Raw genomic sequence first — 26854 nt, 5'->3', positions numbered from 1 at the left:
ACATGTTTAACGAATATTGGTGTTTCAGCTTTCGATGAGCCTTGCCCGGATCATGCCGCGCAGCGAATTGCCGACGAGGATGTTACGCGCATTCCTGAGTGTATCGACGGTAACGATACCTTCTTCAACGACATTGTTTTTCAACAATTCGCGGCGTAGCACTCCGTTGAGAAGACCGCAGGAAAGCGCTGGCGTCGTGCAGGTCGTCCCACCCACATCGAGAAATATCGACGTGATGGTCCCCTCGCAGACTTCGCCGCGATCGTTGAGCAGGACGACCTCATCGACTTCCACTGGAGAATATTCCTCGCGCGCGGCGATATAGGCCTGTCGTCTTGTCGTCTTGTGGCGCAGCAGTGGATCGTTGTGATCGAGATGTGTGCGCGCAATTGCGATCCGCCAGATCGTTTGGGATGGCAGCGTTTCGTAAGGAATGCTTGAGACCGTCGCTATGCCATCTGGAGCGAGCGTCAGACGCAGTTTGAGGGCTTGTTCGCCGGTTCCGCTTTCGACAACCTTCTGTCGGACGGTTTCCATATCGCAGGAAAAACCCAGTTCACGGGCGGAATTCTCGAGGCGTGCCATGTGCAGGTCGAAGCGCAGAACGCCTGAAAGCGGTTCCCAGCGCATTGTTTCGATCAGCTGGTAATCCGGTTCCATGGTTACAGCCTGTGCCCCTTGCTGCTCTACAATGCTGCGAACCGTGCTTTCAGAAGGCATTCCTCATACTCCGCTTGCGCCGTGGAATCGAAGACCACGCCACCTCCGACATTGAAGATCGCACGATTTTTATCCAGAAGCGAGATCGTCCGGATGGCAACGTTGAAACGCATGCGCCCGCCGGGCTCGATCCAGCCGAGCGACCCGCAGTAAATGTCGCGCGGTCCGGTTTCCAGCTTGCGGAGGATTTCCATGGCGCTGATCTTGGGCGCCCCGGTGATCGAGCCGCACGGAAAAAGGGCGGCAAAAAGCGAATGCAATGGCAGGTTTTTCTTCAGCCTCGCCCGCACGCGGCTGACCATCTGGTGGACAGTGGGATAGGTTTCGATGCGGAAAAGTTCCGGCACGTCCAGCGACCCCACTTCGCTGATGAGCGAAATGTCATTGCGCAACAGGTCCACGATCATGCGGTTTTCGGCGCGGTTTTTCGGATCGTTCAGCAGAAACTGCCGGTTCCGCTCGTCTTCTTCCGGCGTCGCGCCGCGCGGCATGGTGCCTTTCATCGGATGGGTTTCAATCCATCCGTCGCCATCGACCTCGAAGAAAAGCTCCGGCGAGCGTGACAGGATGATCGGTCCATCAAGATCGCAATAGGTCGCGTAGCGGACCGGCTGGCGTTTCGCGAGCCTGTTGAACAGGATCAGCGGGTCGCCGCCCCACCGGGCATGGATCGGAAAGGTGAGGTTGCCCTGATAGCAATCGCCTTCGCGCAAATGCCGGTGCAGGCGCTCGAAGCGCGGGGCATAATCCTCGAACGACCATTGTGCGACGGGATCGTGCAGAAAGGTGGCGTTGTCGCTTTCGCGCGTATGGAGTTGCCCGTCGGACGGACCCTCGAACACGCCGAAACATAGAAGCGGCGCTTTGCGGCCCTCCGGCAAAAGCGGTTTCAGCTTCGGTTCCAGCAGATAGCCGGCCTCATAGGAAAGATAGCCCGCGAGCCATTTTCCCGCCTCGTGCGCCGCCTGCATTGCTTCCCATGCGGGTTCGAACGCGTCCGGCGTGTCGGCGCGGATAATCGTCGAGGGAGCCGCGAAAAGCACGTCGCGGCCCGCCTTGTCGTCCCGAAAGAGAATAAGTGGTTTGTTCCCCGGCCGGGTCACAGCTTTTGCTCAGTCTTCCATGGATTCGAGTTCGTCGATAATGCCTTCGATTACCGACAGGCCCTTGTTCCAGAACTCCGGATCGCTTGCATCCAGACCGAAGGGCGCAAGCAGTTCTTTGTGATGCTTGGTGCCGCCAGCCTTGAGCATATCGAAATACTTCTGCTGGAAGCCCTTTTCCGAGCTCTGGTAGACCGCATAGAGCGAGTTCACCAGGCAGTCGCCGAAGGCATAGGCATAGACATAGAACGGCGAATGGATGAAATGCGGGATATAGGTCCAGAAGGTCTCATAGCCCGGATTGAGATTGACCGCATCGCCAAGGCTTTCGCGCTGCACATCCATCCAGATTTCGCCGATGCGCTCAGAGGTCAGTTCGCCTTCGCGGCGCTCGGTATGGACACGGCGCTCGAACTGGTAGAAGGCGATCTGGCGCACGACCGTGTTGATCATGTCCTCGGCCTTTTGCGCCAGCATGGCCTTGCGCTCGCGCTTGTCCTTCGTACGTTCCAGAAGCGAGCGGAAGGTCAGCATTTCACCGAACACGGACGCCGTTTCGGCAAGCGTCAGCGGGGTGGATGCCATCAGTGCACCCTGACCGCCTGCCAGAACCTGATGCACGCCATGGCCAAGCTCATGTGCGAGCGTCATTACATCGCGCGGCTTGCCCATATAGTTGAGCAGCACATAAGGATGCGCTGACGGCACGGTCGGGTGGGCGAAGGCGCCCGGCGCCTTGCCGGGGCGCACCGGCGCGTCGATCCAGTTTTTATCGAAGAAGTTTTTGGCGATCGCGGCCATTTCCGGCGCGAAATTGCCATAGGCGGAAAGCACGGTTTCACGCGCTTCATCCCAAGGGATCAACGCTTGCGGGGTTTCCGGCAGCGGCGCGTTGCGGTCCCAGTTTTCAAGCTTTTCAAGGCCGAGCCACTTGGCCTTCAAGGCATAATAACGGTGCGAAAGGCGGGGATAGGCGTCCTCCACCGCCTTGGCGAGCGCGTCCACCACTTCGCGTTCAACGCGGTTGGCGAGGTGGCGGCTGTCGGCGATATCGTGAAAACCGCGCCAGCGATCGGATATTTCCTTATCCTTGGCGAGTGTGTTGGTAATCAGCGTGAATGTGCGTAGATTGGCCGCAAAGGTCTTCGCCAGCGCTTCCGATGCCTTTCTGCGCACGGCGCCATCGGCATCCTGAAGCATGTTCAGCGTCGGCTCGATGCTGAGTTCCTTGCCGTCGATTTCAAAGCGAAGACCCGACATGGTTTCATCGAACAGCCGGTTCCAGGCGCTATAGCCGGTGATCGACTTTTCGTGGAAAAGCTGTTCCAGCTTGTCATCAAGCTGATAAGGCTTGTCCAGGCGAAGATCGGTCAGCCATGGACGGTAATGACCGATGGCCGCATTGTCGCTCATCGCCTTTTCCAGAACAGCATCATTGATGCGGTTGAGTTCCAGGCTGAAGAAAATGAGATGGGTGCTGGCGTCGGTCAGCTTTTGCTGCACGTCGCCGAAAAGCTTCATGCGCTTCGGATCAGACGTGTCGCCATAGTAATAGAGGCCCGCGAAGGAGCCGATCCGGCCCATCAGTTCGTCCAGCGCCTCGAATTCCAGAACAGCATCGGCAAAATTTCCGCCATTGGCCTTGGCTGCTTCGTCGCCAAGCTTGCCCTTCCAGCGTTCCTCGAAAGCCGCTGCATCCTTCATGGCCTTTTCGATGTCGTTGTTCAGTTCTACACTATCCGCAGACGGATAAAGGTCGCCGAGATTCCACTCCGGCAGGGTGCCGAGATCAATCTTTTCGGCCGCAGCCGCATCGCCGACAGGTGCGTGTAAAACCTTGATGAAGGAAACGGGTTCTGAAAAGCGGGTCATGAATATTCTCCAAGAGCATTTCCGGCAAAGTGCGAAGCGGTTTTTCGTCGGACAATGCATTCAAACAAAGAGATAGAGCGGCTCCACGATTTCGCGTTAACCGGAACCGTTCTGTTGGGCTTCTTCTCGCATGTCTTGTCTGGATCGCCAAGAGGTGGGAAAAGCGCTTCGAAATTTTGTGAACGCTCGTCCAGCGCCGGATAATGGGAAGGCAAATGTCTGAGTTGCGAAGCGGATTCAGGATACAAATTTTGTGAATGGGGTACTCAGGCACATTTTAGTGCCTTGCATTCAATGAAGGCTTGGCGCCAAATGACGCGCCTGGAATATTGAGACATTTAAACTGTTTAAATATTTTGGGCGTGGGAACTCCATAGGTTGATGATAGCTCTTAATGGCCACGCGCATACTCATAGCGGATGACGATCCGATTCATCGCCGCAATCTGGAAGCGATAGTCATGCGTATGGGCTATCGGACCATCCTTGCCGATGGCGGAGCGAGTGCGCTCGGCTTTGTAAGTCAGCGCAAGGACATAATCCTGATGCTGCTCGATCTGTCGATGCCTGACATGGACGGCCTGACCGTATTGCGCCGGATGCGCGAAGCTGGAAATAATGTTCCCGCCATCGTTCTGGTCCAAAACGATGATCTTCAGCCGGTTCTGCAAGCAATGAAGCTTGGCGCGGTCGATTTCGTGACCAAGCCAGTAGTCTTCGAGCGTGTGCAGGTTTCAGTTTCCAATGTCCTGAAGATTGATGCGCTGACGCAGGAAATCCGCCGAGCCCGGTCTTCTTTGAAAGCTCACCTGACGCTTTCCGACATGGCGATAAAAAGCCCCGAAATGGAGCGGGTCAGTATTCTGGCGCGACGGGCTTCGGCGCTGGATGCCCCACTACTGATCGAGGGAGAGCCCGGTAGCGGCAAGGAGACGCTGGCACGTGCCATTTGCAGCGGTGGTGCTCGTTGGCGCGGCCCGTTCGTGACCGTCGATTGCCGCAGCCTGACTGTGGATAATGCCGACGAGGTTTTCTTTGGTGTCTCTGCTGCTCGGCGCGATCGTCGCGAAGAAGATGCCATCCGTAGCATCGGGAGGCTTGCTGAAGCCGATGGGGGTACACTTTTTCTCGATGAAGTTGGGGCGTTGCCGCGTCATACACAGATCAAGCTTTTTGCTGCCATGCAGTCCGGGCAGTTCGAGGCTGGCGGCGGAGGCGAGCGCACGCTTTCCAATGCCCGAATCATGGCCTCGAACAGCCGGCTCCTGGCCGATCTCGTCTCTATGGGGCGATTCCATGCCGGTCTTTATCATCTGCTCGGCTCCTTTGCCGTCACCATGCCACCGCTGCGTAACCGCCTGGAAGATATTCCGATCCTGCTGCACCAGTTCATGATGCTCTATGTCAGTGAAGAGCGGATGGGGCATATAACCGGCATCACTACGCATGCGCTGGAAAAGCTGAAAACCTATCACTGGCCCGGCAATGTGCGGGAGCTGAAGAACGCTGTTTATCGCGCGGTACTTCTCTGCGAGACCGGCGAACTGACGGCGGCTGACTTCGCGCAGATCGGTGCAGGGAATGAACCGGCAAGGGCGGCACAGCAGTCCGCGCGGTTCAAGCTTGTCGATCACGATCCAAGTGTGAGTGCTTCGGCAGGTTTGTTCAGCGGGATCGATGGAGCAGGTGAAGTTCGCACGCTTGCCGCGGCCGAGGAGGAGATGATCCGGTTCGCGATTGCTCATTATGACGGCCAGATCAGCGAAGTTGCACGGCGTCTGGGTATCGGGAGAACCACGCTTTACCGGAAGCTGAAGGAATATGGCATCGATGTGGCATCGATCTCCGGCAAGGGATCAGGCGATGAGGACGAGGGTGAAGCCACTCCTTTCAACCGTGCCGCCAGCTGACGCAACAGCATATAACTAATAGAATTTCAATAATTTATAATAGGATGGCTGTCGCCTTTTGCAGGTAGTGTTGCGGATTAAAGACTGTTAATAATTTTTTTACCATGGCGAAAATAGGTGCACATGTGTGGCTTTTTTGCCATGGTGTTTCCTCATTTGTTGTTCACTAAGCGTCCATTAACCATTAAATCCGACAATCGGAGCTCGAGCAGAACTGGGACGCAGGCTTTTTGTGGCATCACAAAGAACGTCCCAAGGGATGCCATGAGAATGCCTCTGGGGCGGAAAACGGTAAGGCGATACGATTCGATGAACAGCATATCGACCATTAAAGCGCGCTTTGCGAAGGTTTGGACCGGGATGAAGGCCAAGATGAAGGTATCTGCATCCATTCCGTCTGCCCTTGCCGCTGCTGCGGTTCTCATGGCGCTGTCTCCTTCGCAGGCTTCGGCCGAAACGCGCTCTCTCAAGCTTTATTACGTTCATACCGGCGAAAAGGCGGAAATCGTCTTCAAGAGAAACGGTCGCTTTGATGCGCAGGGTTTGAAAAAGCTCAACGTTTTCCTGCGCGACTGGCGCCGTAACGAGCCGACCAAGATGGACCCACGCCTGTTTGATCTGGTCTGGCAGGTCTATCGTTCCACCGGATCGAGCCAGTATATCACCGTCGTTTCCGCTTATCGTTCGCCAGCCACAAATGCCATGCTGCGTTCGCGCTCCAAGAATACCGGGGTTGCCAAGAAGAGCCAGCACATGCTGGGCCGCGCGATGGACTTTTACATCCCCGGCGTTCCGCTGGCGAAGCTGCGCGGCATCGGCATGCGCTATCAGATCGGTGGCGTCGGCTATTATCCGCGCTCCGGTTCGCCATTCGTCCATATGGATGTCGGCAATGTTCGCTCCTGGCCGCGCATGAGCCGCCGCGAGTTGCTCGCGTTGTTTCCGGATGGCAAGACCGCTCACCTTCCTGCAGACGGCAAGCCGTTGCCCGGCTACGAGCAGGCATTGGCCATGATCGAGAAGCGGAAGGCTGGCGGGGGCGAGGTCATGGTGGCCAGCAATTCCGCCCCGCGCCGCAGCAAGAGCCTGTTCGGTGCGCTGTTTGGCGGCGGAGCCGATGAAGAAGAAGATACTGGTGATGTGAGCGCTCCACCGGCGACGGCACGTCCGGCTCGCGCAGCGCCGGCACGTCAGGCTCCGGCAGCGGTGCCGGAAGAGCCGGTCCAGCAGCCACGTGAAACCATGGTTGCTGCTCTGCCTGCCCGTGATGCTCCGCTTCCAATGCAGGCACCGCGTCCGGAAGCAGGCCTTGATGCCCAGGCCCAAGCACAGGCCTCAGTCGAAGTTCCGGTTGCTGCGCTCAATGTTCCGATCCCGGCGCGCAAACCGGCAATGGCGCCGCAGGACGCCGTGGCGCTCGCTGCGGCCGAACCTGCCGCCGATGCTGCCGCTGCTGCCCGCGCGGCCGTGGATGCGAACACGGTACAGGTTGCCAATGCTGGTACGCCTTCGTCATTGATGAACGGTTTTGTTCCGATCCCGTCGGCCCGTCCGCAACTTGAGACGGATAATATGCAGCTTGCCACCGCGGTGGTCCCGTCGGCGCGTCCAACACGTCCGGGTGAAAACCCTGCCGCAAGCGGTCAGGATGCAATTGCTGCGCTGGTCAATCGCGAGCAGACCGAACCGACCCAGGTTGCCGATGCCGGCGACGTGACTGTGCCGCAGCCGGGTGAAACGGCAGCTTTCCCGCTGCCGAAGGAAGCGCCGCGTGCCAATACGCAGCTTGCCCTTCTATCCAAGAAGGATGAAATCGGCGAGCTGATAGCGCCGCCTTCCGACGACTATTATGACAGCAAGCCGGTTGCAGACACGGCGCCGAAACAGGCTCCGGCACCGGTGCAGACGGCCTCGGTTGCCCGCACAGCGCCGACCAAGCCCACGGCAACCGCGTCTGCTGCAGTCCATAAACAGGTCGCAGCGATCGGCAAGGCAGCTGAAACGGGCGTTCGCACCACTGCGAAGGGCGGGCGTTATGTGGCCAGGGCTCAGTCCAAGCCGCGTGCAGTCGTTCAGCCGGCAGTAATGCCGACGTCGGAAGTCGCCATGTCGACGGAATCCGTTTCCAGCGCGGTGCCGGTAACCAATCCGGTTCTCCGCAACGACGCGCTCCGGTCGGCACCGGCCATGGTTTATACGGCGGGTTTCCAGCGCGGCAATCTGCCGACCGAACGCGCCAACCAATTTAGCGGCAATGCCGTTACCTTCCTGACAGTGGCGAAGTTCACCGAAACCAACTGATCCATCGGTCCGTTGACAACTCCAAAAGAAAAGGGGCCGTTGAGGCCCCTTTTTGCATTCTTATCTGGTCTTGTTCAGCTTTTCAGATCAGCTGCTTCGCTTGCAAGGTCGGTGATCGCATCCCAGTCGTGGGCCTCGACGAGTTCTTTCGGTGCGACCCAGGAACCGCCGACGCAGACAACGTTCGGCAGCGACAGATAATTCCTGGCATTTGCAAGGCTGATGCCGCCCGTTGGGCAGAAAACGGTTCCGGCCAGCGGAGAGGAAAGCGCTTTCAGGAACGATGCGCCGCCTGCCTGTTCGGCCGGGAAGAATTTCAGATGAGTATAGCCTTCTTCGCGGAGCGCCAGCATTTCGCTCGGCGTGATGGCGGCAGGCAAAAGCGGCACGTCGCTGTCATTTGCGGCTGCGACGATATATTTCGTCGCACCGGGGCTAACAATGAAACGCGAACCGGCCTTCGCTGCATCCTCATATTGTTTCGCATTGAGGATCGTGCCAGCGCCGACGATTGCTTCCGGCACTTCCGATGCAACCGCGCGGATGGCATCAAGTGCTGCTGCCGTGCGCAGGGTGATCTCGATGGCGGGCAGTCCTCCCTTGGCAAGCGCGCGCGCCAGCGGAACAGCATGTTCCACCTTGTCGATCAACAGAACCGGAATGACCGGCTGGCCTGTCATGATGGGGACGAGAAGATCGGTTTTCTGGGACATCGGCTTGCTCGGCTGTTGGGCGCATATTATTGGCGGAATGCGCGGCTTCAGGACAAATGGATGGAGCATCCGCTACAATCAAGGTAAAGGGTGCTCCGTCCGTATAAATCGATTTAAATCTCCCTTGGCGGTTTGTCCACCACCGAAAGAGGCGTATTTACGCAGCCTTTTTAGAACTGTCGAGCTGCTTTTGCCAGCGCCGATAGGCTTCAGCCATACGCTGGTCATATTTGTTGCGGGCAAAAGCCGGACCATTATAGCGTCGGGCGAACTCGCGCCAATTGCAGGCCCCTAGCACTTCAAGAAGCTCCGCCTTTTCGATGAAGCGCAGCATCAGCCGCGCCTGCCCGGCAACCGATCCGCGCGCTTCCGCCACAAGATCGTCGACGGTGCGATAGCCAAGCCATTCCCAATGTGCACCCATGACCTGCCCCAACCCCCAGGATGTGGATTCAAGCGCTGCCTTTTTGCTCAAGCCCATCGCACGTTCAAGCAGAAGCCAGCGTGCGGCTTGCGATTTCGGATTGCGTATCTGGCCTGCGACTGGCGCCGACAGCCCGTTGCTCCTGGCATAGTCGCGCAGGCGACCGGACAGCCTGCGGTCGAAATAATGTCCTTCGAACCGGATGGCCGGTTCCTTGCTTCCGTTGATATCAAACAGCGCCCGCCCGCCGCTTTCCACTTCCGCAATTGCCAGCAAAGCCGCCGGATCGATCTCCACCTCGTTTGCCATCGCCGTCAGGGCTGCGATCATCTGACTGTCGAACATGTATCTCTCCTCGAAAAGTTGCGTCTCGAGGTGAATTTTGAGGCGACTTGGCCGCATGAGGATAAAGTTGACTTGAATTCGCCGTTTGTGGGGATTAGTTGCGGGATGAATTTTCAAAGAAGACTGGACCGATGAGCAATCTGCCTTTCACCGTTGCCGCCCTTTATTGCTTTGCGCCGCTGCCGCAATATGAAAGCCTGCGCGAGCCGCTGGCTCAGCTTTGCTGCTCGAATGGTATCAAGGGAACGTTGCTTCTGGCGGCGGAAGGCATCAACGGAACTGTTGCAGGCACTGCCGAGGCGATTGAGAAACTCGTGCAGCACATCACTACCATCCCCGGTCTGGCCAAGCCCGAACTCAAATATTCCCATGCGAGCGAAATGCCGTTCCATCGCATGAAAGTGCGGCTGAAGCGCGAGATCGTCACCATGGGTGTCGATGGCATTGATCCGCTGAAAAGCGTTGGCACCTATATCGCGCCGCAGGACTGGAATGCCCTGATTGCCGATGAAAACACTGTCGTTGTCGATACGCGCAACGATTATGAATATGCCATCGGCACATTCGAAGGGGCGCTCGATCCGCAGACCAAGACATTCCGTGAGTTTCCTGAGTGGGTTGAACAGAACCGCGACAAGCTGGAAGGCAAGAAGATCGCTATGTTCTGCACTGGGGGAATTCGTTGCGAAAAAGCGACGGCCTTCGTCAAGGGGCTGGGCTTTGATGATGTCTTCCATCTCAAGGGCGGTATCCTGAAATATCTCGAAGAAATCCCGCGTGAAGACAGCATGTGGAACGGTGAGTGCTTCGTGTTCGACGAGCGCGTAGCCGTTGGCCACGGCCTTGCTGAAAGCGACGTTGAACTTTGCCGTGCCTGCCGTCGTCCGATTTCGCCCGAAGACAAGCTTTCGCAGTTTTTCGAGGAAGGCGTTTCCTGTGCCGGTTGTTATGACGAACGCACGCCAGAAGATCGTGCGCGTTATGCGGAGCGCCAGAAGCAGGTAAAGCTTGCCGAACTGCGCGGGGCGCACAAACATATCGGTAGCTGATGCCGCATGCTCGTCATAGGGCTGGTCAAACGGATTTCACCGCATTATGGTGACTTGGGTTCTGGAACGATCTGAATTCGTTACGGAATTTTGGGCGGCTTTTGCATGGACGCCCGTGCATCAAGGGTTTGACGGCATCCGGGTCGCGTTTGCCTCCATCACACCCATCATCGCAAGTCGGGGTATTGGAAATCTCCAATGCTCGCACAGAAACAACGCCGGTTTTCCGGCGGATGATGGATTTGTCCGTGGCTTACGGACATTATGGAGGACATTCATGAAAAAACTCATCGCTGCGTTTCTCATCACCGTTGCAGCGGGTGCTGCGTCGGTTGCTCATGCTGCCGAGAAGGTGACCGTTTTCGCTGCCGCCAGCATGAAGGACGTTATCGAGGAAGCCGCGAAGCAGATGAAGGCCAGGGACGGCACCGAAGTGGTGGCGTCGTTTGCGTCTTCGTCGGTTCTGGCCAAGCAGATCGAGCAGGGCGCTCCGGCGCAGATTTTCATTTCCGCCGATCTCGACTGGATGGATTATGTCGAAAAGGCCGATGCCATCGACAAAGCTTCGCGCAAGGTCATTGCGGGCAATGCGCTGGTGATCGCAACGCAGAAGGACACGCCGAAGAGCGATGCCAAGGCGCTTCTGAGCGCGGGCCGTTTTGCCATGGGTGATCCATCGAATGTCCCGGCTGGCAAATATGGCAAAGCGGCGCTTGAAAAGCTCGATATCTGGAAGGATGTCGAGAAGAATGCGGTCTTTGCCGAGAATGTGCGCGTTGCGCTGCAATATGTCAGCCGTGCCGAAGTGAAGGCGGCCATCGTCTACGCGTCGGACCGTGCCGCAGCACCGGAACTGGTCGAAGCCTATCGCTTCCCTGCTAGCAACCACGCACCGATCCTTTACCCGGCGGCACTCGTTGCGAAGAACAAAACCGATGCTGCCAAGGCTTTCCTTGCGTTCCTTGAAAGCGATGCCGGTCAGGCGATCATCAAGGACAAGGGCTTTGTAGGAGCTGCAGAGGCTGCTGAATAATGATGGCCAAAGATGATTGAGAGTAATGTCTGGCAGATCGTGTCTCTGTCGCTCCGGGTTGCCGGAATAGCTATCATTGTCGCTCTGCCGGCTGCCTTCATCGTCGCCTGGATTCTTGCCCGGTTCAATTTTCCGGGCAAGTCGCTGGCGCAGGCCATCGTCACCATGCCGCTGGTCCTGCCGCCGGTGGTGACAGGCTATCTGCTTCTGATCCTTTTTGGGGCGCGTGGAGCGTTGGGCGCGCCTTTGCAGGAATGGTTCGGCCTTTCCTTTTCTTTTCGCTGGACGGGCGCGGCCCTTGCTGCCGGTGTTATGGCGTTTCCGCTGCTCGTTCGTCCGATCAGGCTTTCGATAGAAGGGCTTGATCGCGGGCTTGAGGAAGCAGCGCGCACACTTGGTGCCAACCGGTTCACAGCCTTCTTCACGGTCATTCTGCCGCCCTTGCTGCCTGGCGTGCTGGCAGGCGCAGTGCTTGGCTTTGCCAAGGCGCTGGGTGAATTCGGCGCCACGATAACCTTCGTTTCCAACATTCCGGGTGAAACGCAGACCCTTTCGCTTGCCATTTATGCCCTGATGCAGACCCCATCGGGCGATGCCGAGGCATTCCGCCTGATCGCCATATCTGCAGCTATCTCGATTGTGGCCGTGGTCCTGTCCGAATGGCTGCAGCGCAAGCTTGCAGGAGCAACGAAATGAGCGGGCTTGCTGTCTCGATCAAAGGGCGCAATGGCAGGTTTCCTGTCGAGGCCGATTTCGCTGCCGACTGGGGTGTGACTGCATTGTTTGGCCATTCCGGCGCGGGAAAGACGACGCTTCTGAAAATGATTGCCGGAACACTTCGTCCGGAGAGCGGACGCATTGCCGTCGGTGACTTCACGCTGTTTGATGCCGAAAAGGGTATCAATCTGCCACCAGAAAAGCGCCGCATCGGCTATGTGTTTCAGGAAGCGCGGCTTTTCCCGCATATGAGCGTCAAGCGCAATCTGACTTATGCGCGTTGGGCCGGACATAGACAGGCTACCCGTAGCTTTGACGAGGTGGTGGCGCTGCTCGGCATTGACCATCTTCTCGACAGGCGGCCATCGACGCTTTCCGGCGGCGAGCGTCAGCGTGTCGCCATTGGCCGGGCGCTCTTGTCCGATCCCGCACTTCTGCTGCTCGATGAGCCGTTGTCCTCGCTCGACCATGCGCGCAGGCAGGAAATCCTTCCTTTCATCGAACGTCTTCGTGATGAAAGCCATGTTCCGATTGTCTATGTGAGCCATGAAATCGATGAAGTCGCGCGGCTTGCCGATGAAATCGTGCTTCTGTCCGCTGGCCGGGTGACGGCAAGCGGGGCGGCGGCAGATGTGTTCCCGCTGATCGATGCGGAAGGTGAAGGCGGCGGTGTGCTGCTGGAGGGGGTGGTTTCGTCCTATGACGAGCGCTACAAGCTGGCGGAAATCGATCTTGGCGGCGCGTCGTTCCAGCTCAGCGATGCAGGGCTGAAACAGGATATGCATGTGCGGCTGCGCGTGCGCGCCCGCGATGTTTCGATTGCGCGGAAAGTTCCCGAAGCGATCAGCATCCGCAACCTTCTGCCCGTCAAGGTGATTGGCATCGAGGCGGGGGAGGGACCGAATGCCTATGTTTCGCTCGACTTTCAGGGACGGCGTCTCGGTGCGCGGCTGACCCGGCGTTCGGTGGACGAACTGGCGTTGCGCACCGGTGACGACGTGGTGGCGCTGGTGAAGGCGGTTTCGGTGGATCGGGCGGCTATCCGGGAAAAATGACGCGGGGACAATAATCCGGTTTCGGCCCGGTGGGTTTTATGCTCCTGTTACCCGGTTGGGAGAACAGCATGACTGATTTGCAGAACTGGACGCCGCGCCCCAGGCCGGAACGCAAAGTGCTTGAAGGCCGCTATGTGCGGCTGGAACCGCTGGACCCTGAGAGGCATGGGGACGAGCTTTTCGCCGCTTCTTCGGTTGCCGATGCGGACCGGCGTTTCAAATGGCTGTTCGAAGCTCCGCCCGTAACGCGCGCCGAATTGGAGCCGTGGCTGGAAAAGGCGTCTAAAAGCGACGATCCCATGTTTTTCGCGGTGGTCGACAAGGCAAGCGGCAAGGTCGCCGGGCGGCAGGCGCTGATGCGCATCGATCCGACCCATGGTGTTATCGAGATAGGCAGCATCTATTGGGGGCCGCTGATTTCACGCAAGCCCGCAGCCACGGAAGCGCAGTTCCTGTTCATGCAGTATATTTTCGATGAGCTTGGCTATCGCCGCTACGAATGGAAGTGCCACAACGAAAACGAACCTTCAAAGCGGGCTGCCGAGCGGTTCGGCTTTCAGTTTGAAGGAGTTTTCCGTCAGCATATGGTGGCAAAGGGCAAGAACCGTGATACGGCGTGGTTTTCCATTCTCGACAGCGAATGGCCTGCCTTGAGAAAAGCCTATCAGGCATGGCTTGCGCCGGAAAACTTTGATAGTGACGGCCAGCAGAAGAAAAGGCTGGAGGAGTTTCGTGATCGTGGCTGACGGCAAGAAGAGCAATCCGGCAATCGCCGCCGCCATCATCCTGATCGGCTTCGGGGTGCTTGCCTATTTCGTGCCCAGCATCATGCTGGCTCTGGGCGAACGCTCGCAAATCGCGGCGATCATTTTCCCGATTGTTTTCGTTCTTGGCTTCTTCGCGATTTTCTGGCTGCGCTCGCGCCGCCAGAATAAGGATTAGCCAACCAGTGAGGCACTGAGCAGCAATGCGCCCGTCAGCGCGATAAACAGCGCGGCGGTAACTTCGATTGCCGCTTTCAGGCGACCCGACATGGCCTTGCTGCCCGCAAAGCGCAAGGCCGTGTTCTTGGCGGTGACGGCGAGCGTGGCGAGAACCGCCACGGTGATGAATGTGCCGAAGGCCATGGCGAAAACCGAGAGAAGCCCGCCGACCATCAGGCCGTTCAACAGCGCAAATGTCAGCACGATCAGCGCGCCGGAGCAGGGGCGCAGGCCCACCGAGAAAATCGCCGACCAGGCTGTCTTCCAGTTGAAATCGTCGCCCAGCGTCGATGGATCGGCAATATGGGCGTTGCCGCACGCTGCGCACACATCACCTTCGCCGATGAAGATGTGATCCGCTGCCGTGGCGGCTGCGGGCTTGTAATTGAGCTTGACCGTACTGGCGGTCGCAGCCGCGCGGGTCGCTTGCGAAATACTGCCCTGCCATGCCGGGCCGGAAGCCATTGCCGGTTCGGGTGCTGTGGCGAAAAGCGATGCGGCGGGGCCTGCATCGTCGCGCTTCTTGAAAAGCTGCGGTAGCTTGCGCGCCAGAAGCCAGAGGCCAAAAAACAGGACAAGCGCAAAACTGGCGATTTCCATGTAGCGGGCGGTCTGGTTCATGGAAATGCCGGTGCCGCGCAACAGGAACCATGCGAGGCCAACCACAGCGATGGCCATGATCGCCTGCAAAAGCGATGAAATGAACGACAGGAATATGCCGCGCCGAAGTGCCGTTTCATTGGCGATCATATAGGAGGAGATGACGGCCTTGCCATGGCCGGGACCTGCTGCATGAAAAATGCCATAGATAAAGGAAAGCCCGACCAGAACCGAAGCTTGCCACGGATCCTCACGCATGGCTTTCAGAGCGTTGGTCATGGCGAGGTAGAATGTGCGCTGCTGCTCATTCATCCAGAGAATGATATGTGCGAAAGGCCCGGTCGGCTTCATCGCCACCTCATTCGCGCCAATGCCGAGCGATGATTGCGCATAGGCTTGCACAACAATCATCGTAAGACAGAGGGTTAGAATAAGGGTAGCCGGTTTTCTCATCAGCCTGTCTTTCCTTTCTCCGCGCAATCAATTTCGAGACGGGTTGCGAATATTTTCGACATGTCCGTGCCCATCGGATCGTTGAAGAAGGCATCGGTCAGTGTCGCCTGGTTCTGGGCGAGCGCCTCATCCGGATCGGGTCGCACCACCTTGGAGGCGCAGCCTGTAGGCAGGCCCTTCACAACCAGATCGCTGTCGTTCATGTAATCGATGGCCGTATAGAAGGTGGGGTCGTAGACACCGAAGCTGACCTTGTGACCGGGCGCCAGCTTCAACGGCTTTTCGGGCTTGCTTGTGAAGATGATGAGCAAACGATTGTCGGTGAAATCCGCGGCAAGATCGGTTGGCCTTGCCATTTTCACGTCCTTGCCGTTGTCCAGCACGGTCTGGAAATATTTGAATTCGGCAATTGAGCCATTGATGACATGGGCAAGGTCGATCAACTCGTTCTTGTCGAGCTGCAGATCGCCGTTCTTGTCGAATTCCATCAAAACGGTGGAGGAAAAAACATCGTCGAAACGCCACACATGCGCAAGCTGCTTAACTGTGCCGTCGGGCGCGATGGCTAGCTCCAGCCGTGCTTCGGCAAAGACATGCGGATGGGCCAGCGCAGCCGTCGGCAGCCCGGCCAGCAGCACAGTTGCGGCAGCCCGGACGAACCTGCTTTTGAGCCAAGACGACGAAACCAGCATAAAACTTTCCGTTAGAGTTTGCCCACGCTTATGCCTGAAGGCGGCGAAAGTGCGACGCTGGAGCACTCTACTCCCGCTCTTTGAACCATTGGGTCAGAAAATCCACCAGTGCGCGGATTTTCGCGGGCAGATAGCGCCGATGCGGATAAACCGCATAGATGCCGCCATCCCTCACGATGAACTCGTCCAGACAGGCGACGAGCCTGCCATGCTCGATTTCTTCTTCTGCAATGAACGCGGGCAGCATGCAGAAACCAAGACCGGCGAGTGCAGCGTTCTTGGTTGCAACCGGACTGTTCACCTCAATCGGACCGTTGACGGGAACCGTCATCATCGAACCGTCCGTATTGCGGAAATGCCAGTTGTTGCGCGAGCGTGCATTGGTGTCGATGATGCAAGGCCGGTCGGCTAGATCTTCGGGACGTTCGGGTTTGCCGACGCGGGCAATCAGTTCCGGCGCACCGCACAGGATGGAGTGGAAGGGCGAGAGGCGCTTGGCAATGAGGGAAGAATCCTGCAACCGCGTGATACGGATTGCAAGATCGAAGCCTTCTTCCACCAGATCGACAAAGCGATCATCCAGTCGCACATCGAGCACGATTTCCGGATGTGCGAGGCAGAAATCAATGAGTGACTGACCGATGACCGCATCGGCAAAAGTGCGCGGCGCTGACAATTTGATGCGTCCGCGTGCATCCGAGCTGGTTTCGCTGACGGCATCCTGCAGCGCGTCGATCTCGCGGATGATCTCCACCGCGCGGTGATAATAGGTGTGCCCGGCCTCGGTGAGCGAGAATTGCCGCGTGGTGCGGTTGAGAAGGCGTGCGCCCAGCTCGTCTTCCAGTTCGCGCACATATTTGGAAAGCAGTGCCTTGGAGCGCCCGATTTTTCGCGCCGCGGCGGAAAAGCCTTCCGCCTCGACCACGTCGATGAAGGCGCGCATACGTGTGAGGGTATCCATGGTCTAGTCTCGCTTCCCGATGATATTTCTGGCCAGTGCGATCAGCGCCCGGTCGCTGCCGCGTGGCCCGATGAAGGAAATGCCGAAAGGTGCGCCCTGCACCTGCCCCAATGGCAATGTGATTTGCGGCAGGCCGGAAAGCACGGAAAGACAGAGCAGGCGCAAAGCCTGTTCGCGATAGGCCTGCAAGGTTTCGAAAGGCTCCTTTGCCAGCGGAGCAGCACCCGGCACGGTCGGCAGTGCCAGCACGGCATCATTGCCGATAATCTGTTCTAGTTCCTGCGAAAAATGTGCTCGCCGCACACGCTGGCGGGCAACGAGATCAGCGGCGATGTCCGCCCCGAAGGCGAAACGGTCGGCAACGCCGGGGCCGAGCTTGCGATCACCCGAAGAAATCCAGTCGCCATGCGTCGCCCAGGCTTCCGCACCCTGTATGTGACGGAAGACCAGATAGAGTTCGTCTATCGAGAGCGTCGGCTGGCTCGCCGCCTTGAGACCCGAGAAGTGTGGGCGCACATTGGCGAACATGGTGCGATAGGCGTCAGTTTCTTCCTGGCTGAGCAGAAGCTGCTCCAGAACCGGCATATAGCGAAGCTGCGTCAGGCTGAATTCCTGCGCGTCGTCGCCAAGCAGGATAGAGCCAACGCGGTCATAAAGGTCGATATCGCGTGCAAACCATCCAATGGTATCGAGCGAGGGTGCGAGCGGCATGATGCCTTCGAGCGGAATGCGACCATGGGTAGTGCGTAGGCCGATGAGACCGCAAAAGCTCGCGGGTGCCCGGATGGAGCCGCCCGTATCGGAGCCGAGCGCGATATCGGCAAGCTTGCTGGCCACCGCCGCAGCCGAACCGGACGATGAGCCGCCGGTAACGCGATCCGGTGCTGCAGGATTAATAGGATAGGGGAAATGCGAATTCTGCCCCATCAGGGAAAAGGCAAGTTCGTCGGTCTGGGCCTTGCCGACAAATTCGGCACCGGCGGCGAGAAGCCTCGCCACCACCGGAGCCGATCTTTCGGCTTGAGGTGATTCGGCCTCGATCTGCGGATTGCCGCATCCGGTCACCATTCCGGCGACGTCATAAATGTCTTTTACGGCCAGCCGTTCACTTTTAAGCGGCCCACTCGATGCGTGAACAGGCGGTTCTTCCGGTTTTGCAATGATGGCGTTGAAGGGATCGAAACGGGCCATTGTTCACAACATACAGCAATTAACGGGTTGTTTACGCTCTTTCGAGGCAGGTTTGGATGGAGAATGTTTCACTTATATTGAACAATGGCAAGCGTGTCGTTCAACGCGATCCGGCCAAAAATAAATTCGCTCAACGAAATTTTTGTCATTGAATGGACACGACTTTGCGCTTATATCGCGCTTGCCCAAAGTCGCACGTGCCTGTGGGTGTCCGCCGATCCTCGAATGGTGAGGAATTCGGTACGGTACCTGGACCTAACCGCTCCAGTCGATCTGTTGGCCAACCGCCAGATCGAGGACATCTTGAAGCAACGACGGTGCGGGCCTTTCTAGTGTCTTTCGGCTGTCCAAAAGCCGAAATTACTGAAGAGGCACACCTTCATTGCCAGAAGTGCGGATGCGGTTCTCCAATTCCAATCCAAGGCAGACAAAGCGGAGTAACGCGAATCTAGCGTTGTTCCATCGCCGCATGAGTTTTCGCGTGACATCAGCACCTCCAAAGGCTGGCCTCACGGCGGATGCGTTCATGCACACTTTGTCCCTTAGATACGGCAACAGATAAGCCGTGCGGGAGAACGACCATGGCAACGCAGCGTATCATCGACTTCCTCAACACCCGCCGTCCGGACGGTCCCTGCCTCGTCGTCGACACCGACGTCGTGCGTGACAACTATCAGAGCTTCGAGAAGGCTTTGCCCTATTCGCGCATCTTCTATGCGGTGAAGGCAAATCCTGCGCCGGAAATCCTGCGCCTGCTCGCTTCGCTTGGCTCCTGCTTCGATACCGCTTCGGTTGCCGAAATCGAAATGGCATTGGAAGCCGGCGCCACGCCTAACCGTATCTCCTATGGGAACACCATCAAGAAGGAGCGCGATATCGCGCGCGCTTTCGAGCTGGGCATCCGCCTTTATGCGGTCGATTGCGTTGAAGAAGTCGAGAAAGTTGCCCGCGCCGCTCCCGGTAGCCGCGTGTTCTGCCGTGTGCTGACCGACGGTGAAGGCGCCGAATGGCCGCTGTCGCGCAAGTTCGGCTGCGTGCCTGCCATGGCCATCGACGTTCTGCGCCATGCAAAGTCGCTCGGCCTCGATTCCTATGGCGTGTCGTTCCATGTCGGCTCGCAGCAGACGGACCTCTCCGCATGGGATCGCGCGCTTGGCGATGCGGCTTCGGTGTTCCGCACCCTTGCCGATGAAGGCATCGTGCTGCGCATGGTCAATATGGGCGGCGGTTTCCCGACCCGTTACCTCAAGGACGTACCGACCGCTCAGGCTTATGGCATGGCGATCTTCGATGCGCTGTCCAAGCATTTCGGCAACCGTATCCCGGAAACCATTATCGAACCGGGCCGCGGCATGGTCGGCAATGCAGGCGTGATCAAGACCGAAGTGGTTCTGGTCTCCCGCAAGGCGGACAACGACAATGTGCGCTGGGTCTATCTCGACATTGGCAAGTTCGGCGGTCTGGCCGAAACCATGGACGAGGCGATCCGCTACCAGATCGTGACCCCGCATGACGGCAGTGAAACCGAACCATGCGTGCTGGCTGGTCCGACCTGCGACAGCGCCGACGTGCTTTATGAAAAGACGCCGTACCCGCTGCCGCTCTCGCTGACCATCGGTGATGAAATTCTCATCGAAGGCACGGGTGCCTACACCACCACCTATTCGGCGGTGGCGTTCAACGGCTTCGAACCGCTCCGATCCTACGTCATCTGATCAATAGGGTTCAAACCCAATTGATCCTCTCAATCCGTCTGGCACCGCAAGGCGCCGGGCGGAGTGTGCTGCAGCCGCTTTGCGGGGATAGATGTCATGAACGCAACTCTGGAAATTCAGGAACATACCGCAACCGTTGTCGCTCCGGCTTTCACAATAGCGGACGAAACGCTGGAGTACGTGCTGGCGCGCGAAGCGCTGCTCGATCGTGCGATGGGTGAATGCCGTCGCCGGAAATCATCGGAGAAACTGCGTCGCGGTCGCCTGCCCGCAGAAGGGTTGGCTTTTGCCGCGCTTGGTGAAGACGGATCGCTTGCCGGCTCCGTCCGGCTGTGGGATATCCATGCTGGTCTTGATGCTTTCGGCTTTCCTGTGTCTGCGTTGCTGCTTGGCCCGCTGGCGGTCGATCCATCTGCTGCCGGTTGCGGTATCGGTTCGGCGTTGATGCGTCATGCGATTGATGAAGCAAAAGACCGCGGCCATGGTGCGATCCTGCTTGTCGGCGATCCGGAATATTATGAGCGCTTTAGCTTTACCGCCGAAAAGACTGGCGAGCTTGCCATGCCCGGCCCTTATGAAAAGCGTCGCTTTCTGGCGCTTGAGCTGAAACCGGGCCATCTTGACGGGGCACACGGCATTCTGCGTGCCAGCGGACGCAAGGTGGCGCGTGTAGAAGCCTCTTTGCGGCAGTCCGCGTGAATTAAGATAAACGCAGCAGCCGTCCGAAGTTGCGGACGGCTGTAATCGCAAGCCCTGCGAGGAAGCCTGCAACCAGCCCCGCAATGACGATGAGCTTGCGCGATGTGCCTGCCGGATCCAGCGGCGGGCGGGCTTCCGACAAAACCCTGACATTGGCCGTATTCAGGCCTTCCTGTTCGTTCGTCTCGCGCGAACGCAGAAGGAAGGCTTCGTAGACTGAGCGCAGCGCCGTGGCTTCGCGTTCAAGCTCACGCAATTTCACTAGGTCACCGCTATTGTTCGCCTGCTGCGATTTGAGCTGCGCCAGGCGGGCGGTAAGATCTTTTTCCTGTTGTACGGACCGGGCGACCTCGACTTGCAGCGAGGAGCGGATTCGCCGCAATTCGGCATCGATGTCGTTCAGGACCGTGCCTGCCTGCGATTGTGCCTGAATGAGTGCCGGATGGCGCGGCCCAAGCTGGGTGGAGAGGCCGCTTGCCGTCTGGCGCGCCTGTGCATATTGCGCGCGCAGTGCCGTCAGCGTGTTGGAACGCAGATCTTCCGGCATAGTCCCGGACACCACGCTATCGGATGTGGCGCTGCTCAATACCTGCACACGGGCCTGAAGCCGCATGGTTTCAGCGCGCTGGTTGGTCAGCTGGTCGTTGAGCTGCGTCAGATCGTTATCGCTTATCAGCTTGCCGTCGACATTGACCAGATCGTGCGAGGCACGGAAATCAGCCGCTGCGCGCTCCGCTTGTTCGACATTGGCGCGCATATCGGCAAGACGGTTCGACAGTTCGTCCGAAGTGCGCCGCGCGGCATCGGATTGCACCGATGCAAGCTCACTCTGGAAAACGGAACTGATGGTGTTTGCAAGCGATGCCGATTTCTGCGGATCGCGAGTTTTTACCGAGATCGAATAGATAAATGTCTTTGCGTCGCGGCTGATGGCGATGCTTTTGCGCAGATTATTGAGAACGTGGGTTTGCAGCGTCTGGCTGTCGGTCGTCTTTTGGGGCGACAGCATGCTCTTGATCTGTGCAAATAGCCCGGCAATGCCGGTTGGAACCAGAGTGCCGTTGAATTCGGCGTCTTTTGTCAACTCGGTCTTGTCAATCACCTTCAGCAGCACACTGCTGGAATCGATGATGCGTGCCTGACTTTCGGCAACGGCCAGCGATGCATCGGTCGGAAGCTGCCCCGACGTCAGTTCGTCTCCCACCGTTTTGATGTTGCGCGGATCGACCAGAATATCGGTCGAAGCGACATATATTTGCGGCAGAGATAATGCATAAAGCGCGGCGATCACCCCGCCTAATATCGTGCTGACCAGCAGGAACCTGCGTGATCCCCGCACCACGTCTATGGCGATGCGCGGGTCTATCAGCGGCTTCCACTCGCTGTCCGCCGTCGGTCTTTTGATGACGGAAGCCGGTTCATGTCGGATTGGCTCATCGGTTGGCTTGGATGCCGGAAGGGGCGTGTCGGCCATGGCCTTGTGGCGTTCGCGCTCCTGAACCTTGCGTTCGAGTTCTGCCTCGATCAGCGCGATGCGCTTTTGCAGTTCGGCAACATCCGTGTCATCCAGTTCTTCATCGAGAACGGGTTCCGCCGCTTCCTGCACGGCATGATCGTGCTGGCGAAAAAATGCGGCGCGTTCATCCGGTGTCGCGGGCGGTGTCCATGGGGGTGCGGTTTCGCTGTCAACGCGATTAGCCGGGCGATTAGCGGGGCGACCGGTCGGATGAGCGTTGGAGAATGCGAGAAGAGGTTTATCGCCCCCCACTTTTCTACGCTCCTCGTGATCGCTCATTGCCGAAATCGTCCGTATTTGTATGTCGTCTCAACCGTTTCCGGTATCAATCGATGCTTTGAAATCCATAAGCCAAGGCTCCCGCATGCCGAGCCCAAATCCGGTCAGCCTGCATTTGAACACCGAATGTAATTTTTTATAGAAAACAAAACGTTAAAATAATGTCGAGACGAAGTGCCAATTCCCTGAATCTGCAACTTTAGCTTTTGCTTGTTTACTCTTCAAGCTTGCAAAGAAAAGTTTAAATCTTTTTCGCTAGAACCGAATACCGCGATAAACGAGGCGCCCTGTTGATAGCGAAAGCGTTCTGGAAACTGTCAGGCAACCATGCCGGAATGGTGCGGGATTATCTGTCCCTGTTTTCCGGCTCTGCGGGCAGGCTGGTGATCTCGCTTGTCTATTTCATCGCGCTTGCAAATACGCTGCCGACTGGTGATTTCGGTATTTTTGCCACCGCTTCGGGTACGGGCGTGGTTCTGTCGCGTATCATTTCTCTGGGCTTCAGTTCACCGCTTTACCGCATATCGACAGTGAAGCCGCATTTGCTCGGTGTCTACACGGCGGGCTTTCTCGTAGCCATTCTGGTTTCTCTGCCGCTGTTTGCGCTGGTTTCCTGGCTGGTCTATTTCGTCTTTTTCAGCCGCGATATTTCGTTTCTGCCTTTTGCCGTGGTGGTATTTGCCGAGGCACTGTTCTGGCGTTCGACGGAAATCGTCATCATCGTCAACAACGGCCTGCGCCGGTTCGGCATATCGGCGGGACTGGTGATTTTCGGGACGGCGATGCGCGCCATCGCAGCCGTTCTGTTCATGTGGCTGGCGAGTGTCCACGACATCGCCCATTGGGCGTGGTGGTATGCGGCGGCCAATGGGGTCGCGCTGCTGATGGCGTTGAAATTTTACCCGTCGGTTCGGCTTCGCTTCAAACCGGCGCTTTATATGCGGCGGCTTTCCGATGCAATTGCGGTGATGGGAGCAGAACTGCTGTTCTATATTCAGGCCGAGCTCGACAAGCTTCTCGTGCTGATCGTTGGCGGGCCTGTGACGGCGGGTCTTTATGCGATCATCATGCGGCTTGTTGATCTGACGGCCCTGCCGGTGCGCTCCTTCAACATGATGCTGGTGCAAAAGCTCATGCGCACGCCGGACATGTTGTCATCGCTGCGCATCCGCGTCTGGTTGGAATTTGCGGTCTTTGCCGTGTCGGTGGCAGGTCTTGGTGCGATGGTCGTGTTCCTGCAAATATTCCCGAAAGCACTTGGTTCAAGCGTCGCTCCCATTGTCGGGTTGCTGCCGCTGGTGCTGCTCGTGCCAGGGTTCCGCAATCTCATCGAGTATCAGACGGAAATTCTTTATGCGCGCGGCCAGTCGGGTCTCAGGACATTGAGCATGGTGCTGATGACCGCCGCCAAAGCGCTCTTTGTATGGCTGTTGCTCGTGAATTTTGTCGATAGTCACGACTGGATTCTCGGACTCAACATCATATTTGCCGGACTTTATCTCTTGTCGCTGGTTTTCACCTATAAGAGCATCCGTTTGCCGGCAAAGCGGGTCTAGAGCGGTTCCTATTTTAACAGAATCGCCGGAGCCGCTCTAAATATTTGTTTTGTCGCATTTTCTAACGCAAAACCGCTTCGCACTTTTGCTGGAAATGCTCTAGACAGTTATGATCCGGCGAATATCATCGACCGAAAGGCCGAGGAAGGACTGCATCCCAATGGCAACCTGATAAGGTTCCATTTCGGCGATAAAAGTCCGGAATTCGTCTTCGCTCGGCGGTGGTGCGAACCATTGCATCCGGCAAAGATCATGGGTGTCGCTGTAATGACCGGAGCCGTGCAGCACATCATCGACATAGCGACCATAGATGAAGCACTCGGAAAACCGCCGTATATTGCCGAGTGCCGCCACCCAGTGCTGTCCGGTGTGGGCTTCGATCCTCTCGCACATCGAAAGCACGCTGTCGCGCCGCCATGAGACGAGCTGTCCGATATAGTCGTTCAGCCCGCTTTTTCCGTTCTCGATACCAAGCAGCTTGGCCGCATTGGCAGCCCAGACCGGGTGTTCCGGCCATTCCGGGTTGGCAAGCGCATTCGGGCGCACGAAAAGCCGGAGCTTTTTGTCATGCCAGAGTGTACCGCAATCAAAAGGGCGTATAAATGCCGTGTCGGAATCCGTATAGAGAAATCCATCTTCCTCCACGGCATCGGCAAGTGCGATGCGGCGCAATTGTTGCACATGCCAACCCCGCAACGGCTTGGTTCGGAGCGAAAGCCAAACCCGCCTGCGCCACAGATAGGTCGGGTCCCAGAAGGCATGCAACCAGGATGGCAGCAGATCGCGTTCATCGATGATGACCCGTTTTGCGCTTTCGAGCTTGCGAAACAAGGCGACATCCTTGCTGTCGACAAGGATATAGTGCTTTGTGAAGCCGCTGACAAAATTGTCGATGGTCTCGCAAAGCAGCTTGCAGCGCTCGAAATCCTGGTCCCAACTGGCTGTGACGATTGCGGTTTTCACCGGGGACCTCCCTTCATCCAGCCTTTGGCGACGCGCCACAGAAATACGGGATTGCCGATAAGATAGCGCTTTGCGAGCCGTCGCGGCTCCTGCAGCAGCCGGTGCACCCATTCCATCTGGATATTGCGCACCCATTGCGGGGCGCGCTGGACACGACCTGTATGCAGGTCGAAGAGCGCGCCGACCGCACTCGCCACCGTGCAATGTTCCCCCGTGATGTTCTTGTCGATAAAGAGTTCCTGCCGCGGCACGCCCATCGCGACGAGCAATATGTCGGGATGGAAATCTTTGAGCTGTGCCAGAATGCCATCAAGATCGGCGGGCTTGAAGAAACCGTCTGAAATGACGCGATAGTCATGGCGTGGGGTCTGTTGCTTGAAAAGCTGCGCGGCATCGGCGGCAACGCCGGGACCGCCGCCTAGCAGAGCGACTTTCAGCGGACGTTTCATGTGGTCCAGCAGGCCCGGAATGAAGTCCGTTCCGTTGAGATTGGCAGGGAATTTGCTGCCATAGGCAACCTTGCTGGCAATATCGACGCCCACACCGTCGGGCAGGATCAGGAAATCCTCCAGTGCAGCGTGATAGGCCGAGTCGGTATTCGCAATGTTGGAATTATTGGCGTTGAGCCAGCCCTGTTTCATGAACCGGCCTTCATTGATGCGGCTCTCGAAAAAGGCAAAGGCTCCGTCCCAATCAAAACAGGCGACCTTCACGCCCAGGATATTGCGGTAAGTGACGTTTTCTGTATGCATCATGCTTGGTCCGTATTTCTCTCTTCGCCACGAAGTGCTTGCAGACCTCTGGCAACTGCGCGGTCCATGCCTTCGATTTGTGACCGGGTGAAGGCTTTGCCGTCCAACCGCTGGCGATCTCCTGATCTTGTCTTTTCAATGCGCTCGATGATTGCTGCGGCGAAGGCTCGCGGGTCGTCGGCAATGGTGCAATTGTCCGGAATATTGCTGATACCACGCACGGAATGCGCCGTGGCGACGCTTGGCATTCCCAACTCGAATGTTTCGATGGTCTTTAGCTGCACGCCGGTTCCCGCTCGGCTGATAAGCGGTACGAGCGCGCCGCTTTCCACGAATTCGGTCGCGTCCGGAACTTTGCCCAAGAAGTCGACGCCGGACCATGCTGCAATCAGATCCGCAGGCGTGTTCCCTGCAATCGCGATGGAAATGTCGTCGGGAAGATGGGGCTTTACCTCGCGCAGAAACCATTCAAGGCCGATGCGGTTCGGATGCCATGTCCATGTGCCGATAAGGGCAAGGCCGTACTTGATCGGGTGCTGCTGTGCGGCCTGCGCGCCACCCGGCGTGACGAGTGGCATTGTGGCAAACCGATCAGAGCCAAGCCCGAGCGCCGGGCCGTCATCCTCGGCAAAGGTGAAGGTGAAACGGGCATTGCCGCTGAGGCGGCTTTCCAGCCCCTTGAGAATGCGGGCTTCGCGACCGAACAGGAATTTCTGGATGAAGCTTCTGGCATCGGCTGCATTTTCTTCTGCCGAGCGATATTCTACATTATGCGCCACGAAAAGCGATGGCTTGTCTTTGAAAATATCTTCAAACGCACCGGGCAACGTTACGCCATTCAGCACATAGGCATCGAACGGGCCGATCTGCTTGATGGCTTCCCGCAGTTGCTGCGCGGGTATCACGCGCAGCTTCGCCGATGAAACCGTCAATCCTGTCAGGAAGGATTTCAGAACCCAGCCGATCTTGCGCCTGATGCCGGCACCTTCAGTCCGCACTTCGACTTCACCCAGAACGATAGTATCTGCGGCATCGGCTTTCACGCCCGGCCAAGTGAAGCCAAGAACGGTTACTTTTGCGCCCGAGCGACGCAGACCGTCGACCACGGCGGCGTTTGCCACTTCATAGCCGGTCGTCGGTACTCCGTGTGGAACAATCGACGTTACGAAAACAAGGTGGGGGGACGGCAATTCAACTCCTGAACATCACTTGATCTTAAAACGCCTGACATTCCAGGCTGGCATGCTTTATGA

25 protein-coding genes are annotated in these 26854 nt (G+C 57.6%); 11 read left to right on the top strand and 14 right to left on the bottom strand.

All coding sequences use genetic code 11. The annotated features are described in order from the left end of the window. Window positions 1–24 precede the first annotated feature (24 nt). From JNC70_RS19930 to JNC70_RS19920, 3 genes are read right to left on the bottom strand one after another with little or no spacing between them, the layout of a single operon-like run. Window positions 25–720 (bottom strand): aminotransferase class IV family protein, encoded by a 696-nt coding sequence (locus tag JNC70_RS19930; RefSeq protein WP_104756753.1) that lies wholly within the window; start codon window positions 718–720, stop codon window positions 25–27. Further along, window positions 687–1823 carry an aminodeoxychorismate synthase component I gene (locus tag JNC70_RS19925; protein WP_104756737.1) on the bottom strand — a complete coding sequence of 379 codons (1137 nt, stop codon included), beginning with the start codon at window positions 1821–1823 and terminating at the stop codon, window positions 687–689. The genes JNC70_RS19930 and JNC70_RS19925 overlap by 34 nt, the downstream gene beginning before the upstream one ends. 9 nt (window positions 1824–1832) lie before the next feature. After that, complete coding sequence (locus tag JNC70_RS19920) at window positions 1833–3695, bottom strand: M3 family oligoendopeptidase (protein ID WP_167394083.1); 1863 nt, start codon at window positions 3693–3695, stop codon at window positions 1833–1835. Window positions 3696–4089: 394 nt separating this feature from the next. Between JNC70_RS19920 and JNC70_RS19915 the strand changes: the two genes are divergently transcribed. Further along, window positions 4090–5604: a sigma-54-dependent transcriptional regulator gene (locus JNC70_RS19915; RefSeq protein ID WP_104756736.1), complete on the top strand. Its 1515-nt coding sequence runs from the start codon at window positions 4090–4092 to the stop codon at window positions 5602–5604. Window positions 5605–5756: 152 nt separating this feature from the next. On the opposite strand, the gene JNC70_RS19910 is transcribed toward JNC70_RS19915, so the two are convergent. Then, complete coding sequence (locus JNC70_RS19910; RefSeq protein WP_167394081.1) at window positions 5757–5996, bottom strand: hypothetical protein; 240 nt, start codon at window positions 5994–5996, stop codon at window positions 5757–5759. On the opposite strand from JNC70_RS19910, the gene JNC70_RS19905 reads away from it, so the two are divergent. Continuing rightward, window positions 5977–7905 carry a peptidoglycan L,D-endopeptidase MepK gene (locus tag JNC70_RS19905; protein WP_245414783.1) on the top strand — a complete coding sequence of 643 codons (1929 nt, stop codon included), beginning with the start codon at window positions 5977–5979 and terminating at the stop codon, window positions 7903–7905. The two genes, JNC70_RS19910 and JNC70_RS19905, sit on opposite strands and share 20 nt — an antisense overlap. 74 nt (window positions 7906–7979) lie before the next feature. Here JNC70_RS19905 and JNC70_RS19900 read toward each other — a convergent pair whose 3' ends face one another. Further along, a complete protein-coding gene (locus JNC70_RS19900; protein ID WP_104756752.1) occupies window positions 7980–8618 on the bottom strand; it encodes a 2-dehydro-3-deoxy-phosphogluconate aldolase in 639 nt (212 codons plus the stop codon). Window positions 8619–8775: 157 nt separating this feature from the next. Beyond that, a complete protein-coding gene (locus JNC70_RS19895; RefSeq protein ID WP_104756734.1) occupies window positions 8776–9387 on the bottom strand; it encodes an N-acetylmuramidase family protein in 612 nt (203 codons plus the stop codon). Window positions 9388–9518: 131 nt separating this feature from the next. Here JNC70_RS19895 and trhO point away from each other — a divergent pair, with 131 nt between their 5' ends. From trhO to JNC70_RS19865, 6 genes are all read left to right on the top strand, one after another. Further along, entirely contained in the window at window positions 9519–10436 is a 918-nt protein-coding gene (trhO, locus tag JNC70_RS19890; RefSeq protein WP_104756733.1) for an oxygen-dependent tRNA uridine(34) hydroxylase TrhO, read from the top strand. Window positions 10437–10713: 277 nt separating this feature from the next. After that, window positions 10714–11469, top strand: coding sequence for a molybdate ABC transporter substrate-binding protein (gene modA / locus JNC70_RS19885; RefSeq protein ID WP_104756751.1), 756 nt, complete (start codon window positions 10714–10716; stop codon window positions 11467–11469). Window positions 11470–11481: 12 nt separating this feature from the next. Beyond that, window positions 11482–12165, top strand: coding sequence for a molybdate ABC transporter permease subunit (modB, locus tag JNC70_RS19880; RefSeq protein WP_104756732.1), 684 nt, complete (start codon window positions 11482–11484; stop codon window positions 12163–12165). Beyond that, window positions 12162–13241 carry a molybdenum ABC transporter ATP-binding protein gene (gene modC / locus JNC70_RS19875; RefSeq protein WP_104756731.1) on the top strand — a complete coding sequence of 360 codons (1080 nt, stop codon included), beginning with the start codon at window positions 12162–12164 and terminating at the stop codon, window positions 13239–13241. Before modB ends, modC begins: the two co-directional genes overlap by 4 nt. A 68-nt stretch (window positions 13242–13309) precedes the next feature. After that, the gene (locus tag JNC70_RS19870; RefSeq protein WP_104756730.1) at window positions 13310–13987 is read left to right on the top strand and encodes a GNAT family N-acetyltransferase; all 678 of its coding nucleotides are present in this window, start codon (window positions 13310–13312) and stop codon (window positions 13985–13987) included. Next, window positions 13974–14183: a hypothetical protein gene (locus tag JNC70_RS19865; protein ID WP_104756729.1), complete on the top strand. Its 210-nt coding sequence runs from the start codon at window positions 13974–13976 to the stop codon at window positions 14181–14183. Before JNC70_RS19870 ends, JNC70_RS19865 begins: the two co-directional genes overlap by 14 nt. On the opposite strand, the gene JNC70_RS19860 is transcribed toward JNC70_RS19865, so the two are convergent. From JNC70_RS19860 to JNC70_RS19845, 4 genes are all read right to left on the bottom strand, one after another. Continuing rightward, window positions 14180–15277: a nickel/cobalt transporter gene (locus JNC70_RS19860; RefSeq protein WP_104756728.1), complete on the bottom strand. Its 1098-nt coding sequence runs from the start codon at window positions 15275–15277 to the stop codon at window positions 14180–14182. The genes JNC70_RS19865 and JNC70_RS19860 overlap by 4 nt on opposite strands. Continuing rightward, window positions 15277–15969 (bottom strand): DUF1007 family protein, encoded by a 693-nt coding sequence (locus JNC70_RS19855; protein WP_104756727.1) that lies wholly within the window; start codon window positions 15967–15969, stop codon window positions 15277–15279. The genes JNC70_RS19860 and JNC70_RS19855 overlap by 1 nt, the downstream gene beginning before the upstream one ends. A 67-nt stretch (window positions 15970–16036) precedes the next feature. Further along, window positions 16037–16930, bottom strand: a complete 894-nt coding sequence (locus tag JNC70_RS19850) for a LysR family transcriptional regulator (RefSeq protein WP_104756726.1) — start codon at window positions 16928–16930, stop codon at window positions 16037–16039. A 3-nt stretch (window positions 16931–16933) separates the two neighbouring features. Continuing rightward, complete coding sequence (locus JNC70_RS19845) at window positions 16934–18121, bottom strand: amidase (protein WP_104756725.1); 1188 nt, start codon at window positions 18119–18121, stop codon at window positions 16934–16936. 581 nt (window positions 18122–18702) lie between these two features. Between JNC70_RS19845 and odc2 the strand changes: the two genes are divergently transcribed. Together odc2 and JNC70_RS19835 are read left to right on the top strand one after the other, a co-directional pair. Continuing rightward, on the top strand, window positions 18703–19836 hold the full coding sequence (gene odc2, locus JNC70_RS19840) for an ornithine/lysine decarboxylase (RefSeq protein WP_104756723.1): 1134 nt from the start codon (window positions 18703–18705) through the stop codon (window positions 19834–19836). 96 nt (window positions 19837–19932) lie between these two features. Then, a complete protein-coding gene (locus JNC70_RS19835; protein WP_104756722.1) occupies window positions 19933–20535 on the top strand; it encodes a GNAT family N-acetyltransferase in 603 nt (200 codons plus the stop codon). A gap of 1 nt (window position 20536) precedes the next feature. Here JNC70_RS19835 and JNC70_RS19830 read toward each other — a convergent pair whose 3' ends face one another. Next, entirely contained in the window at window positions 20537–22330 is a 1794-nt protein-coding gene (locus JNC70_RS19830; RefSeq protein ID WP_104756721.1) for a GumC family protein, read from the bottom strand. Window positions 22331–22620: 290 nt separating this feature from the next. On the opposite strand from JNC70_RS19830, the gene JNC70_RS19825 reads away from it, so the two are divergent. Next, complete coding sequence (locus JNC70_RS19825) at window positions 22621–23886, top strand: lipopolysaccharide biosynthesis protein (RefSeq protein ID WP_104756720.1); 1266 nt, start codon at window positions 22621–22623, stop codon at window positions 23884–23886. A 99-nt stretch (window positions 23887–23985) separates the two neighbouring features. Here the strand turns inward: JNC70_RS19825 and JNC70_RS19820 are convergent, their stop codons facing one another. From JNC70_RS19820 to JNC70_RS19810, 3 genes are read right to left on the bottom strand one after another with little or no spacing between them, the layout of a single operon-like run. Continuing rightward, the gene (locus tag JNC70_RS19820) at window positions 23986–24849 is read right to left on the bottom strand and encodes a DUF6492 family protein (RefSeq protein WP_208623481.1); all 864 of its coding nucleotides are present in this window, start codon (window positions 24847–24849) and stop codon (window positions 23986–23988) included. Beyond that, on the bottom strand, window positions 24846–25604 hold the full coding sequence (locus JNC70_RS19815) for a WecB/TagA/CpsF family glycosyltransferase (RefSeq protein ID WP_104756719.1): 759 nt from the start codon (window positions 25602–25604) through the stop codon (window positions 24846–24848). Before JNC70_RS19815 ends, JNC70_RS19820 begins: the two co-directional genes overlap by 4 nt. Beyond that, a complete protein-coding gene (locus JNC70_RS19810; RefSeq protein ID WP_104756718.1) occupies window positions 25601–26791 on the bottom strand; it encodes a glycosyltransferase family 4 protein in 1191 nt (396 codons plus the stop codon). The genes JNC70_RS19815 and JNC70_RS19810 overlap by 4 nt, the downstream gene beginning before the upstream one ends. Between the last annotated feature and the right edge of the window lie 63 nt (window positions 26792–26854).

This window comes from Brucella oryzae (genome assembly GCF_041929965.1).
Classification (GTDB): Bacteria; Pseudomonadota; Alphaproteobacteria; order Rhizobiales; family Rhizobiaceae; genus Brucella; species Brucella oryzae.
The sequence above is the reverse complement of the archived record's forward strand: the minus strand, read 5'-3'. Positions and strand labels throughout refer to the sequence as shown.